Below are 14,543 nucleotides of genomic sequence, written 5' to 3' on the forward strand. Positions count from 1 at the left end.
GCTTTCGACTGGAAGATCGCCATCGCGAGCAAGCTCGCTCCCACAGTGGATGTCTTGTGAATACAAAACTTGTGTTCGCTGAAAATCCAACTGTGGGAGCGAGCTTGCTCGCGATGAGGCCGGCACAGTCACCATGAATGTAACGGCCTCACCGCGACGGTCAGAGCGCCTCGCGCCCCGGCACGCCATCCACCAACCGCAGGATCCCCAGCGGGTTGGCGTTCTTCAACGGCTCGGGCAACAGGCTGTCAGGATAGTTCTGGAAGCACACCGGCCGCAGGAAGCGATCGATCGCCAGGGTCCCCACCGAGGTGCCGCGGGCATCGGACGTCGCCGGGTATGGCCCGCCGTGAACCATCGAATCGCACACTTCCACCCCGGTCGGATAACCGTTGAGCAGGATGCGCCCGACTTTCTGCTCCAGCAGCGGCGTCAGTTCACCGAAGCGCTCGAAATCCGCCGGCTCGCCGATGATCGTGGCCGTCAGCTGACCGTGCAGGCCATTCAACGCGGCGGTCAGTTGCGCCTGGTCGGCCACTTCGACGAACACCGTGGTCGGGCCGAACACTTCTTCCTGCAACGCCTCGTCACCATTGATCAACAGGCTGGCATCGGCCTTGAACAGCTGCGGCTGGGCCTGGTTGCCCTGTTGCGTGCGCCCGGCCAGGTGTTCGATGCCCGGGTGGGCGAGCAACTTCTGCAAGCCCTTGCCGTAGCTTTGCAGGGTGCCGGCGTTAAGCATGGTCTGCGGCGCCTGGTCGCCGATCAGCGTGGCCACTTGTTGGGTGAACGCGGTGAACTCCGCCGAGCGAATGCCAATCACCAGGCCCGGGTTGGTGCAGAACTGGCCGCAGCCCTGCACCACCGAGGCGGTAAGGTCGCGGGCAACGCTGTCGGCACGGGTCGCCAGTGCCTGGGGCAGGACGATCACCGGGTTGATGCTCGACATTTCAGCGAACACCGGGATCGGCTGGGGCCGCGCCGCCGCCATGTCGCACAGCGCCCGTCCGCCCTTGAGAGAACCGGTGAAGCCCACGGCCTGGATGGCCGGGTGCTTGACCAGCCACTCGCCGACGCCGCCACCGTAGATCATGTTGAACACGCCCGCCGGCATGGCGGTTTTCTCCGCCGCGCGGATGATCGCATCGGCGACCTGTTCGGCGGTCGCCATGTGTCCGCTATGAGCCTTGAACACCACCGGGCAACCGGCGGCCAGGGCCGCTGCGGTGTCGCCACCGGCCGTGGAAAACGCCAGGGGGAAATTGCTCGCGCCAAACACCGCCACCGGCCCCAGGCCGATGCGGTATTGGCGCAGGTCCGGACGCGGCAACGGGGTGCGCTCCGGCAACGCGCGGTCGATCCGCGCGCCATAGAAATCGCCCCGGCGCAGGACTTTGGCGAACAGGCGCATCTGGCCGCTGGTGCGACCGCGCTCACCCTGGATCCGGGCGGTAGGCAAGGCGGTTTCACGGCACACCACGGCCACGAACTCGTCGCCCAGGGCGTCCAGTTCGTCGGCGATGGCGTCGAGGAATTCAGCGCGGCGCGCGGCGCTCAGGCTGCGGTAGGCCGGGTACGCGGCGGCCGCGGCCTTGGCGGCGGCGTCGACTTCTTCGGCGGTGGCCTGGATGAAATCATGGGGCAACGCTTCGCCCGTGCTGGCGTCGAGGCTCTGCAAGCGAGTCTGGCCGGCTGCGCTGCGCGCGCCACCGATGTAGTTGTGGCCAAGGATCTGGTTCATGCAAGTCTCCTTCTAGAGTGTGCCGATAGTACCCGGGTTGAACACCGCGTCCACCGGGGCGATGCCGTTGACCAGCGGCGCGCCGAACTCGGCCTGGCTGATTTCGAACACGTCCCCCGGCTGGGTGCGGATGCCGTCGGCGAACGACAGGGTCGCGGTGCCGAAGAAGTGGACGTGTACATCCCCCGGACGCAGGAACTGACTGTACTTGAAATGATGGAATTCCAGGTTTTCGAGGCTATGGCACATGTTGGCCTCGCCGCTGAGGAATTCGTTCTGCCACAGCACCTCGCCGTTGCGCAGGATGCGACTGGTCCCGGACAGATGTTGAGGCAGTTCGCCCACGCGAAGTTCCGGGCCGAAGCTGCAACTGCGCAATTTCGAGTGGGCCAGGTACAGGTAATTCTTGCGCTCCATCACGTGGTCGGAAAACTCGTTGCCCACGGCAAAGCCCAGGCGGTAGGGCTTGCCGTCGAAACCGATGACATACAGGCCGCTGATTTCCGGCTCCTCGCCGGCGTCCTCGGCGAACGGCGGCAGCGGGAACGGCTGGCCCGGGCGCACGACGATGCCACCGTCGCCCTTGTAGAACCATTCCGGCTGCACGCCAGCCTGGCCCGCTTCAGGCTTGCCCCCCTCCACGCCCCACTTGAAGATGCGCATGGTGTCGGTCATGGCCGCCTCGTCGCCGGCCTGCTGGTGCATCTTGTCTCGGGCCGAAGCGCTGCCCAGGTGGGTCAGGCCGGTGCCGCTGACGAGCAGGTGCGCCGGGTCCGGGTGATCCAGCGGCGGCAGGATGCGCAGCTCGCCGAGCAATTGCCCGTAGTCGTGACTGGCGCCCAGGCCCAGGCCTTCGACCTGCTGCCCAAGCTTGATACCCGCCTCGATGGCGGCCAGCGCCAACTCACGCACGGTTCCCGCGCCCTGCACTTCCCGCACCCGATCGCCCTCGACCACGCCGACGCGGCGTTCGCCGTTGCTCAATTCGAACTGAACTAAACGCATATTCCTCTCCCTGCACACATCGCTTGAATGACACACTGATCCCTGTGGGAGCGAGCTTGCTCGCGATTGCAGTCTGACAGTCCACATCATGGGTGAATGCAAGACCGCTATCGCGAGCAAGCTCGCTCCCACAGTTGATCGGGGTTACCCCTGAAATTCTTATGTACGCGTCGCCCCCCGGGCGCTGGCCGCGAACTGATCCGCCGGCAGCACGTGCTTGCGCTCCAGCAACCGATACACCACGCCGGTCAGCACCAGGCCGAACACCATCACGCAGGACAGGAAATACAGTCCCGACGCCAGGCTGCCGGTGTACTCCTTCAGTGCGCCGATCACGAACGGCCCGATGTAGCCGCCCAGGTTGCCCACCGAGTTGATCAGCGCGATGCCCGCCGCCGCGCTGGCGCCGGCAAAGAAGCGCCCCGGCAAGGTCCAGAACACCGCCGTGCAGGAAAACAGTGCGAACGCCACCAGGCACAGCGCCGCCAGTTGCAGCACCGGCACCGACAGCCAGGCACTGAGGAACAGGCCAATGGCACCCAGCACATAGAGCACCGCCAGGTGGCCGTAGCGATCGTTCAGGCGGTCGGAGCTGCGGGGGATGATCAGCAAGCCGATGATGCCGAAGATGTACGGCACCGAGGAGACGAAACCGGTCACCAGGTCACTGCCGCCGAACTGCTTGATCAACGTCGGCAGCCAGAGGCCCAGGCCGTAGATGCTCAAGGTCACCGGCAGGTAGAACAGCGCCAGCAGCAGGACGCGCTTGTCCTTGAGGGCGTGCAGCGGGTTGCCGTGGCGGGTCTGGCCGTATTCCTGCAGATCCTTCTTCAGCTCACCGGTCAGCCAGTCCTTCTCGGCCGGGTCCATCCACTTGACCTGTTGCGGGCCGTCGGGCAGGTAGCGCAGCACCGGCCAGGTCAGCAGCACCGCCGGCAGGCCGATGACGATGAACAACCACTGCCAGCCATGCAGGCCCAGCACCCCATCCATGCCCAGCAGGCCGCCGGACACCGGGCCGGTGATCATCATGGCGATCGGTTGGGAAAGAATGAACAGGCCCAGGATCTTGCCGCGATGGCGCACCGGGAACCATTGGGTGATGTAGTACAGCACGCCCGGGAAGAACCCGGCTTCGGCCGCGCCCAGCAAGAAACGCATCACATAGAAGCTGTTGGGCCCCTGCACGAACGCCATGCCGATGGTGATGGCGCCCCAGGTGATCATGATCCGCGCGAACCAGCGGCGGGCGCCGAAGCGTTCGAGCATCAGGTTGCTGGGGATTTCCAGCAGGAAGTAGCCGATGAAAAACAGGCCGGCACCCAGGCCGTAGGCGGCATCACCGATGCCAAGGTCGGCGCCCATGTGCAACTTGGCGAACCCTACGGCGGAGCGGTCCACGTAGGCGATCAGGTACAGCAGGATCAGGAAGGGAATCAGTTTCAACGTGATGCGACGAATAAGCCGCAGTTCCTGGCTCATGGGACCGTTCTCCGATTGTTGTTGTTATAGAACTCGGGGGATTTCTCTGGCGAACGACCGCCAGGATGATCCCTCCGTTGCACCGGACTATATAGTAATACTATTTACCCAACAACACTTCCAAACGGCGTAAATTGCGCTTATGTTACGCTCAAGCAAGAACAATATAGTCATACAATAAGAGAATCGATCATGTCTGATAAGAAACCCTCCCTGCGCTCGGCCCAATGGTTTGGCACCGCCGACAAGAACGGCTTCATGTACCGCAGCTGGATGAAAAATCAGGGCATCGCCGACCATCAGTTCCATGGCAAGCCGATCATCGGCATCTGCAACACCTGGTCGGAGCTGACCCCGTGCAACGCGCACTTCCGGCAGATCGCCGACCACGTCAAGCGCGGCGTGATCGAGGCCGGGGGCTTCCCGGTGGAGTTCCCGGTGTTCTCCAATGGCGAATCGAACCTGCGCCCCACCGCCATGCTGACCCGCAACCTGGCGAGCATGGACGTGGAAGAGGCGATTCGCGGCAATCCGATCGACGGCGTGGTGCTGCTCACCGGTTGCGACAAGACCACCCCCGCCCTGCTGATGGGCGCCGCCAGTTGCGACGTGCCGGCCATCGTCGTTACCGGCGGGCCGATGCTCAATGGCAAGCACAAGGGCCAGGACATCGGCTCGGGCACCGTGGTCTGGCAACTGAGCGAACAGGTCAAGGCCGGCACCATCACCCTCGACGATTTCCTCGCGGCCGAGGGCGGCATGTCCCGCTCGGCCGGCACTTGCAACACCATGGGCACGGCCTCGACCATGGCCTGCATGGCCGAAGCCCTCGGCACGTCGCTGCCGCACAATGCCGCGATCCCGGCGGTGGACGCGCGCCGCTATGTACTCGCGCACATGTCCGGCATGCGAGCGGTGGAGATGGTCCGCGAAGACCTGCGCCTGTCCAAGATCCTGACCAAGGAAGCCTTCGAGAACGCCATCCGGGTCAACGCCGCCATCGGCGGCTCCACCAACGCGGTGATCCACCTCAAGGCCATCGCCGGGCGCATCGGCGTGCAACTGGACCTGGACGACTGGACCCGCATCGGCCGCGGCATGCCGACCATCGTCGACCTGCAACCGTCCGGGCGCTTCCTGATGGAAGAGTTCTACTACGCCGGCGGCCTGCCCGCCGTGCTGCGCCGGCTCGGCGAGGCCAACCTGATTCCCCACCCGGGCGCCCTCACCGTCAACGGCAAGAGCCTGGGCGAAAACACTCAGGACGCACCGATCTACGGCCAGGACGAAGTCATCCGCACCCTGGACAACCCGATCCGGGCCGACGGCGGTATCTGCGTATTGCGCGGCAACCTGGCGCCGCTGGGCGCCGTGCTCAAGCCGTCCGCCGCCACCGCCGAGCTGATGCAGCATCGCGGGCGGGCGGTGGTGTTCGAGAACTTCGACGAGTACAAGGCCCGGATCAACGACCCGGAGCTGGATGTGGACGCCGACTCGATCCTGGTGATGAAGAACTGCGGGCCCAAGGGTTACCCGGGCATGGCCGAAGTCGGCAACATGGGCCTGCCGGCCAAGCTGCTGGCCCAGGGCGTGACGGACATGGTGCGCATTTCCGATGCGCGCATGAGCGGCACCGCCTACGGCACGGTGGTTTTGCACGTGGCGCCGGAAGCGGCGGCCGGTGGCCCGCTGGCGGCGGTGAAGGAAGGTGATTTCATCGAGCTCGACTGCGCCAACGGCCGTCTGCACCTGGACATTTCCGACGCCGAACTGGCCGCGCGCCTGGCCGACCTCGCACCGCCGCAACAACTGCTCGTGGGCGGCTACCGCCAGTTGTACATCGATCACGTGTTGCAAGCAGACCAAGGGTGCGACTTCGACTTCCTGGTCGGTTGCCGCGGGGCCGAAGTGCCACGCCACTCCCACTGACCCCCCCCCTCCCTGTGGGAACGAGCTTTTGTGGGAGCCGAGCTTGCTCGCGATAGCGGTGTGACAGGCAATAGAAATATTGACTGCAAGGCCCTCATCGCGAGCAGGCTCGGCGCCCACAAAAAGCTCGCACACAGGCCACTAGCGACCCACCCTCGCCGCGCTGCTATCATGCGCGCACTCCCTCCCACAGGATCGCGCCGCACTCCATGGACTACCGTAAACCTTCAGACCGCAAGAGCATGCACGCGCGCATCGTCCAGGAACTGGGCATGCAGATCGTCTCCGGACGCTTCAAGCCGGACGATAAATTGCCCGCCGAAGCCCTGTTGTGCGAAGAGTATGCCGTCAGCCGTCCGGTGCTGCGCGAAGCCACGCGGGTGCTGGTCGCCAAGGGCCTGGTGTATTCGCGCCCGCGCGTGGGCACGGTGGTCAAGGCGCGCCGGGAATGGCACATGCTTGACCCGGACGTGCTGCACTGGCTGATGCAAAGCAGCCCGCAAAACGAATTCTTCGGCTTGCTGACCAGCGTGCGCAGCATCATCGAGCCCGCCGCTGCCGCCCTGGCCGCGCAGTTCGCCACCGACGAGGACATCGCCGCCATCCGCGAAGCGTACGAACGCATGGACGCGGCCCCGACCCCCGAGGCCTTGCTGCAACCGGACCTGGACTTCCATAGCCGCATCGCCGACGCCACCCACAACGACCTGTTGGCCAACCTGTGCAACATGCTTTCGGTCGCCATCGCCGAAGCACTCAAGCATTCCAACCAGCGTCCGAATCTGCATGAACTGGCGATGCCGCGGCACAAGGCGATCCTCACCGCCATCGAGAATCGCGACGCCCTCGGCGCCCGCCACGCCACGCTGGTGCAATTGGATGATGCCCGCAGTGCGTTGAACGTGGTGCTGGGCAGCGATCCCGCCTGAGCGGCTACACGCTCCCCTTACCGAGAAGCCCTGGCACACCCTGTGCGCAACCGGGTGGTAGGTATCTACCACCGCCACAGGACAACGATGTCGATACTTGCCTGGTCGTCATTCCGACGACCATGGCATTTATGAAAAGGACTTCCCATGAGCCTTCCCTCCACGACGGACGTTGGCCCGGCGCTGGCCCGTAACGTCAGCCTGCAATTCGCCAGCCGCCCTACCTTCGAGCAGGCGGCGCAACGCATGCTCGAACAAGCGATCCAGAAAAAATACCCGCAACTGAACCTGGACCTCGGCCGGATACAACTGGCCACGCCGGACGCGACCCACCGTGCCTGGCAATTCCAACCCTTCATGCCCCGCGTCCTGGATTACCTGGCCCAGGGCGTCCCGCTGGACCTGCGCCCCCAGGGCAACCTCGATTGCTACCTGTCCGATGTTTTCCCGCGTCGTCTGCGCTCGGGCGATGAAAAGGTCGACATCAAGGTCGTCGAGAAGCTGGTCCTGGAACTGCCCTGGACCGTGCCGATCGACCTGGAAGATGAATTGACCCGCTACTGGAGCGGCGACCTGGGCACCGAGGGCAGCGTCGATATGGCCACCCCCACCAGCCGCTGGCAATGGCTCAGCGACGTGCTTCGCAATTTGCTGAGTATCCGCGCGCTGCAACAGCCGGACCTCACCGACGCGGCACGCGCGGCGCTGGACCAGGTCGTCCGCTGGCCGGATCGGGCCCAGCGCCTGGGCCTGGCCGACCAGGTGCCCGTGCACGCCTACAGCCTGGAAACCCGGCTCACCCAGGGCACCTCCAGCAGCGTGCTGCCCAGTGGCGATATTCTGCTGACCTATGTGACACAGGGCAGCAGCGCCCTGTTGCTGTGCAGCCCCGGCAGCGTGGTGCGGGCGTTCCCCTCCCTGGAGGCCTTCGACAAACATTGGGGCGAGTCGATCGCCAGGCGCTACGTCGTCGACACCGTCACCTGCGTGCGTCACGAGATCGACGGCCATGCATTCGACAGCCAGGCCGCCATGCTGCTGGAGCAGCAACTGGCCGAGCTGAGGCGCGTTCGTTTACCGAGCCGGATTGGCCTGCAAGCGTTGAAGACGCTTTACCGCGATTTGACTGATCCGGCGCGCTTTCTGCTGGACGAACCAACCCCCGTAGCCAGCACATCGGCTCGTCTCAAACCACTCGTGCCCGCCTGGCTGCAGAAGGCCTCCGTCGTCGATCAAACGACCTTCCAGCACTTGAGCCTGGCACTCGCCAGCGCGAAGAAACGTCATCAGGGCCGTACATTTCTCAGCGACGTGCAGGACATCGAAACCTTCACCACCCAAGCGCTGCTGGAGCGCATGCGACAAGCGAACGACAGCCATCCGGACCCGGTGCCCGCGAGCCAGTTCCTGCCTGGCGATATCGTCCTGACGTTCACCGTATCGGCCGGTTATCCCGGCACCATCGGTATCACCCAAGAGCAGCGAATGAGCCTGGTCGAATTGGCCATCAAGAACCTCGTGGCCCGCCCCAGCGGCAACGCCAAGCTCAGTCATCGCCTGGGCCTGGCGTTGCCGGCCTGGCTGACGACCGATTTCATTTCCCGCAAGGGCGGCTTGATCGAACAGGTGGACATTGGCGCGAACTATCCACGCTACCTGCAAGAGCAACTGCTCGGCGGCACGCCCCAGGTACAGGCTCGACAGCGGATGTTCGCCGAACAGATCCCGGCCCAGTTGCGCCTGGAAGCGCTCAAGCAGGCGCTCAACAATGAAGATGGCATGACCCGTGAAGGCCTGCGCGTGCTCGAAGCGCTGCTGCAACAGGATGCGCAAGCCAACGACCGTGCCGTGACCCTCCGCCCCCTGGCCGTGCTGCGCAAACCCCAGGCCCGGCCGGATGTCGTGACCAACATGTTCGTCATCGAGGCCCAGGACACCCGGGTCGGCCCGCACCTGCTGTATCGCCCGCTGTACACACCCGCGCTGCAGCAATTTCCGACCCGCGAAGCACTGTTGCAGGCGATCACCCGCACCGGTGCGCTGCAAGACAGCGTCCTCACCTGGATGACCGACGCGGCACGCCCGGTGTATGCGAACGGCGGTTTCCTGGAACCGCATATCGTGCGGTTTTTCCCCGGCGACGAGTTCAGCGCCCCGGACAAACCCGCCCCGGCGACACTCGCCACCGACGACGCACTGGCGCAATCGCTGCTTCGCGACGAGTTGATGCCATACCTTTATGACTGCAACGCCCGGGCACTGGTCATCCAGGCCGACCGGACCTCGGTCTCCAACAGCGAAAGCCGCTGGGCGGTGCTCCTGGAGGGCGGCAGCCTGCTGTTCAACACGCTGTTGACCCCCTTGCTGCGCGGCCCGGCCATGACGACGTTCTGGCTATGGTCGCTGATGGCCAGTGCCAGCCACGACATCCCGGCCCTGAGCAACGCAGACCCGATCGCCCGCGAACTCGCCGCGGTGGATCTGTTGGTCAACCTGGCCATGTTGGTGATGCAGTTTCCCGCGACCCACGCGCCTGCCCATGAACCGTTAGCCGAGTCGATCGCCGACCAGACCATGCAACTTCCGGCGCCACGGGCCATAGCCGAGCGGTGGCCCGCACCACCCCCGCCAAGCATCGTGGAGAGTACCGTCGCCTTGCCAGGCGAGCGTGCCGAAACCGCCGGCAAGATCCTGGACGTGAGCTTCTCCAGTGCCCGTCATCGCCTGACGCCGGATCAACGCAGCCGGCTGCTGCGCTTGCAGGTGCCGCGTCCGGCCTCGCTGCCCGACCCGATCGAATACGGTCCCTACACGGGCCTGTATGTCATTGCCAACCAATGGCATGCCCTGGTTGAAGAAAGCCTGTACCGGATCAGCCCGGAAGCGGACGGCAGCGCCATCATCATTGACCCGCTCGACCCGTCCAAACGGGGCCCCTCGTTGCGGGCCGATGGCCACGGCCATTGGAACTTCGACCTGCGCCTGCGCCTGTTGGGCGGTGCACCCCCCAAGCGCCAGAAGGATTTGAGTCGCCTCAACATCCAACGCGCCACCGAATTGGTCGAGGAGTTGGAACAGTGCCTGGCGCAAGACCGCGACCGACAGAAAGCGGTGGACGTCGCCCAGGAGGTGTTGACCCGGCTCGAGGAGGGCGCGCACTACACCGAGGCGCAGCGCGCGCCCAAGCGCAAGCTGTTCTACGACCTGCTCACCGAGCAGATCGACAGGAACCTGAAACTGCTCAAGAGCGCCCCCGAACGCGCCAGCCTGAACATCCCGTTGCCTGCGGAGCTGGTTCGCGCGCTGATGGAAAACGTGGTGAACGGCGCTCGCAAGGCCTTTCTCGTCACCGTGATGGAGGACGACGCGCTCAATGCCACCCACTCGCACTTTCATGGCGAGCAGGGCGTGATATGGGCGTTCCTCCACGATCAGGAAGGCTACTTCAGGTTCCTCGAGACCAAGAGCGACATCCATGAACGCTCCATCCATTGGCTGGAACTCAAGGACGAATACCTGGAGAAACTGCTGAACCTGGATGCCGCGGGCGCCCAGGTATACGAACGCCTGACCAAGGACCGGCCGCTGGATGAACGGGACGCGATCGGCACCCGGGCCCTGCAGTTGACCACGCTGCCGATACTGGCGATCAACCACCCCGGATCGGACCTCACCGAGCGCATGCTTCACCTGGTCAAGCCACTGGCGCTGCAGATCCGCTCGCACACCGAACTGCGCCACTACGAGCTTCCACCCGCGGAACAGCTCGAGGTGCTGGGCAGCCTGACCGAGTACTACGGCAAGACCCTGGATGCCCTGCAAGGCATGAAGACCCTCTATGCCGACGATCTCAACGAGCTCTACTTCGACAAGCTGCTCAAGCTCGTGGACAGCCTGTATCAGGACGTATCCGGGAAATTGGCCGCGCTCGTCAAGCCAGAACCGAAACCACGCCGCCGTCCGCCCAAACGCGCCAAGGCGCAGGCTGAGCGTCTACAAAAAAAGGTCATCAAGACCCGTCACAGTGGGGTCCTGATCGGCGACCTGAAACCGGCGGGTACGGATTTGCCCATCGAGACCGTCGAACTGCGCTCGCAAGTCAACAACGAGGTACTGGCGACTTATTCGCGCCATGAAGACGTCTGGGATGTGGTCGACGTACGCCGACCGGCACCGGCACCTGTCCCTGCAACCCGGTCCATCAAGGTCATCAAGCGTGCTGCGCGGGCGCTGCTCGACGAGTTGGAAGAACGCCTGCGGCGGGCGCAGAGCTACCAGAAATACTGTCGCCATCCCCAGGAAATCGAGGAGATCATGAACAACGAGGCGGACCGCTTCCGTGTCGTCGACGAAGAACTTGGCAAGGCCCTCGCCGCTTCCCCGGCGTCACGCACGCCGGCGGACCAGGCCCTGAGCGAGCAACTGGTGAACGCCATTGGCCGTCTCAGGGCCAGGGGCAGCCAACTGCGGACCGAACTGAGCCTGCAATTGCCACCCACCGACGGCAACTTGACCTATCTGTTCGAAAAGAACCTGATCCAGGTCGCCCTGCTCGGCGAGCGCAAGCCCTTGAAAGGCGCCCGCAAGGACTTCCTCCAGGAATACGCGATCAACGACCGCGACGGCTTTCCCCTCTGGTACGCGCATTTCCATTACGAAAAAGCGGACACGCCAAAAGCCGACTACAGCGTTGCCCACCTGAAAACCAAGGAACAACGCCGGGAGCACTACCAGTCGCTGCTGGCCAAGGCCGACAACCCCTACGCCGTGGTGAATGTGCATCGGGGGCAGATTGGCAAGGCCCTGGCACAAGGTAAGTTCCTGCCGTTGGCGCCCTGATCCCGGAAACCGCACCTAGGTGAGTGAACACCTTGTGGCGAGGGGATTCAGCGAAACGTCGCACCGCCCCGTTGGGCCGCGAAGCGGCCCCAATTAGGCTGACGCATAAATCTGACTCATTGCGCAGGCCGGTGGGGGCTGCTTTGCAGCCCATCGGGGATAAATCCCCTCGCCACAAAGGCTCCTCATCCGGGCGGGGATCAGTGGGCAAACAACGAATTGCCCTTCTGCCCCGCCAGTTTCTCAGGCTTGATCAGGAACCGCGCCAGCGCCGGCAGCAGCCACAGGGCGCCGAACATGTTCCACAGCAACATGAACGTCAGCATCAGGCCCATGTCGGCCTGGAACTTGATGGCCGAGAAAATCCAGGTGCACACGCCAATGGCCAGGCACAAGCCGGTGAACAGTACGGCCTTGCCGGTGGATTTCAGCGTCTGGTAGTAGGCCTCCTGCAACGGCAACCCGGCCCGCAGGAAGCTTTCCAGGCGGCTGTAGATGTAGATGCCGTAGTCCACGCCGATCCCCACCCCCAGGGCCACCACCGGCAAGGTCGCGACTTTCACGCCGATGCCCATGAACGCCATGAGCGCGTTGCCCAGCACCGACGTCAGCACCAGCGGCAGCACGATGCACAAGGTTGCCGCCCAGGAGCGGAAGGTGATCATGCACATGGTCGCCACGCAGATGTACACCAGGATCAGGATGGTCAGTTCCGATTCCTTGATCACCTCGTTGGTGGCCGCCTCGATACCGGCGTTACCGGCGGCGAGGATGAACTCCAGGCCATCGCGGTTGTTTTCCTTGGCGAACGCCTGCACCGCCGCGACGGCGCGGTCCAGGGTCTCGGCCTTGTGATCGTTGAGGAACACCAGCACCGGCGCCAGGGAGCAACTGTTGTTGTACAGGCCATCGGCCCGGGCAATGGAGTTGTTCAGCACGTCGCGGTTGCGCGACAGGGTTTCCCACTTGAGGTTGCCCTCGTTCATGCCCTTGATCATCTGCTTGGACACGGTCACCAGGGAAATCGCCGACTGCACGCCCTCGGTGTTCTGCATCTTCCACATCAGCTCGTCGATCGGCGCCATGGCCTCGTAGCGCGAGCAGCCCTCGGCCTTGGTCTTGACCATCACCACCAGCACATCGGAACTGGTGGAGTAATTGCTGATGATGAAATTGTTGTCCTGGTTGTAGCGCGAGTCCGGACGCAGTTCCGGCGCGCCCTGGTCCAGGTCGCCGATCTTCAGGTTCTGGCTGTACCAGAGGCCGCCGCCGAAGGCGATCACGGCCAGGGCGATGGACACCGGCGCGACCTTGGCGCTGGCGAAGTTCGACAGCGCGCGCCAGAACGGATGCTCGCGGGTCGCGTCTTTCTTGCTGCGCTCGATGGCCCGCTTGCTGATGCCGACATAGGAGATCGCCACCGGCAGCAGGATCAGGTTGGTGAACACGATCACCGCCACGCCGATGGACGCGCCGATGGCCAGTTCGCGGATCACGCCGATGTCGATGATCAGCAAGGTGATGAAGCCGACGGCGTCCGCCAGGATCGCGATCATCCCTGGCAGGAACAGTTGGCGGAAGGTACGCCGCGCCGCCGTCAGGGCATTGTCGGCCTCGCTGGATTGCAAGGCGATGCCGTTGATCTTCTGCACGCCGTGGGAAATCCCGATGGCGAAGATCAGGAACGGCACCAGCATCGAGTAGGGATCGAGGCCGAAACCGGCGGCGTGCATCAGCCCCAGTTGCCAGACCACCGCCACCAGCGTGGTGCTCAGGACCGCGATGGTGCTGCGCATGCAGTGGGTGAACCAGTACAGCAGCACCAGGGTAATGACGAAGGCCACGCCGAAGAACATCACCACCATGATCAGGCCGTCGATCAGGTCGCCGACCTTCTTGGCGAAACCGACGATGTGGATCTGCACGTTGTGGTTCTGCGCCTCGAACTTGTTGCGGATCTTGTCTTCAAGCTCGTGGGAAAACTTCTGGTAGTCCAGGGCCAGCAACTTGCCCTGGTCCTGCGGGTCCGGATAGGACTCCAGCAGCGGGATGTCGATGATGCTCGACTTGAAATCGTTGGCCACCAGGCGCCCGACCTGGCCGGACTTGAGGACGTTGTTGCGCAGCAGGTCGAGGCTGTCGGCCGAGCCGTTGTAGCTCTGGGGGATCACCTCGCCACCGGCGAAGCCCTCTTCCGTCACTTCGGTCCAGCGCACGCTCGGGCTCCACAGCGACTTGAGCCCGGAACGGTCGACGCCGGAGATGTAGAACACCTCGTCGTGGATCTGGCGCAAGGTCTCCATGTATTCCTTGGAGAAGATGTCGCCGTCGGTGGCCTCCACGGAAATGCGCACCGTGTTGCCCAGGTTCGCCAGGTCATTACGGTGCTCCAGCATCTTCTCGATGAAGGGGTGCTTGAGCGGGATCATCTTCTCGAAGCTGGTGGACGGCCGGATCAGCGTGGCCTGCCAGAACAGGAAAATGCTGACCAGCAGGCAAATGACGATCACTGCCGGGCGGTTGTTGAAAATCAGGCGCTCGAGGAACGTCGCCTTGTCTTGGTGATGACTGCTCATGGGGTCCGCCTTCTTGTTTTTGTGCCCGTCGTGCAGGCTCGA

Annotated in this window: 7 protein-coding genes; 3 read left to right on the forward strand and 4 right to left on the reverse strand. The window is 64.0% G+C overall.

Annotation, left to right across the window (positions count from 1 at the left end):
* Positions 1-160 precede the first annotated feature (160 nt).
* From Q6A48_RS18990 to Q6A48_RS19000, 3 genes are all read right to left on the reverse strand, one after another.
* Positions 161-1,741 (reverse strand): aldehyde dehydrogenase (NADP(+)), encoded by a 1,581-nt coding sequence (locus Q6A48_RS18990; protein WP_304555759.1) that lies wholly within the window; start codon positions 1,739-1,741, stop codon positions 161-163.
* A 12-nt stretch (positions 1,742-1,753) separates the two neighbouring features.
* The gene (gene araD1, locus Q6A48_RS18995; RefSeq protein ID WP_304555760.1) at positions 1,754-2,746 is read right to left on the reverse strand and encodes an AraD1 family protein; all 993 of its coding nucleotides are present in this window, start codon (positions 2,744-2,746) and stop codon (positions 1,754-1,756) included.
* A 159-nt stretch (positions 2,747-2,905) separates the two neighbouring features.
* Positions 2,906-4,228, reverse strand: a complete 1,323-nt coding sequence (locus tag Q6A48_RS19000) for an MFS transporter (protein ID WP_304555761.1) — start codon at positions 4,226-4,228, stop codon at positions 2,906-2,908.
* Positions 4,229-4,420: 192 nt separating this feature from the next.
* On the opposite strand from Q6A48_RS19000, the gene Q6A48_RS19005 reads away from it, so the two are divergent.
* From Q6A48_RS19005 to Q6A48_RS19015, 3 genes are all read left to right on the forward strand, one after another.
* Positions 4,421-6,157, forward strand: a complete 1,737-nt coding sequence (locus Q6A48_RS19005) for an IlvD/Edd family dehydratase (protein WP_304555762.1) — start codon at positions 4,421-4,423, stop codon at positions 6,155-6,157.
* 209 nt (positions 6,158-6,366) lie between these two features.
* Entirely contained in the window at positions 6,367-7,086 is a 720-nt protein-coding gene (locus Q6A48_RS19010; protein ID WP_304555763.1) for a FadR/GntR family transcriptional regulator, read from the forward strand.
* Positions 7,087-7,233: 147 nt separating this feature from the next.
* Complete coding sequence (locus Q6A48_RS19015; protein WP_304555765.1) at positions 7,234-11,925, forward strand: dermonecrotic toxin domain-containing protein; 4,692 nt, start codon at positions 7,234-7,236, stop codon at positions 11,923-11,925.
* A 200-nt stretch (positions 11,926-12,125) separates the two neighbouring features.
* Here Q6A48_RS19015 and Q6A48_RS19020 read toward each other — a convergent pair whose 3' ends face one another.
* Positions 12,126-14,501, reverse strand: coding sequence for an efflux RND transporter permease subunit (locus tag Q6A48_RS19020; RefSeq protein ID WP_304555766.1), 2,376 nt, complete (start codon positions 14,499-14,501; stop codon positions 12,126-12,128).
* Positions 14,502-14,543: the final 42 nt, after the last annotated feature.

The sequence above is a fragment of the Pseudomonas citrullilanati genome, assembly GCF_030580855.1.
Lineage (GTDB): Bacteria > Pseudomonadota > Gammaproteobacteria > Pseudomonadales > Pseudomonadaceae > Aquipseudomonas > Aquipseudomonas citrulli.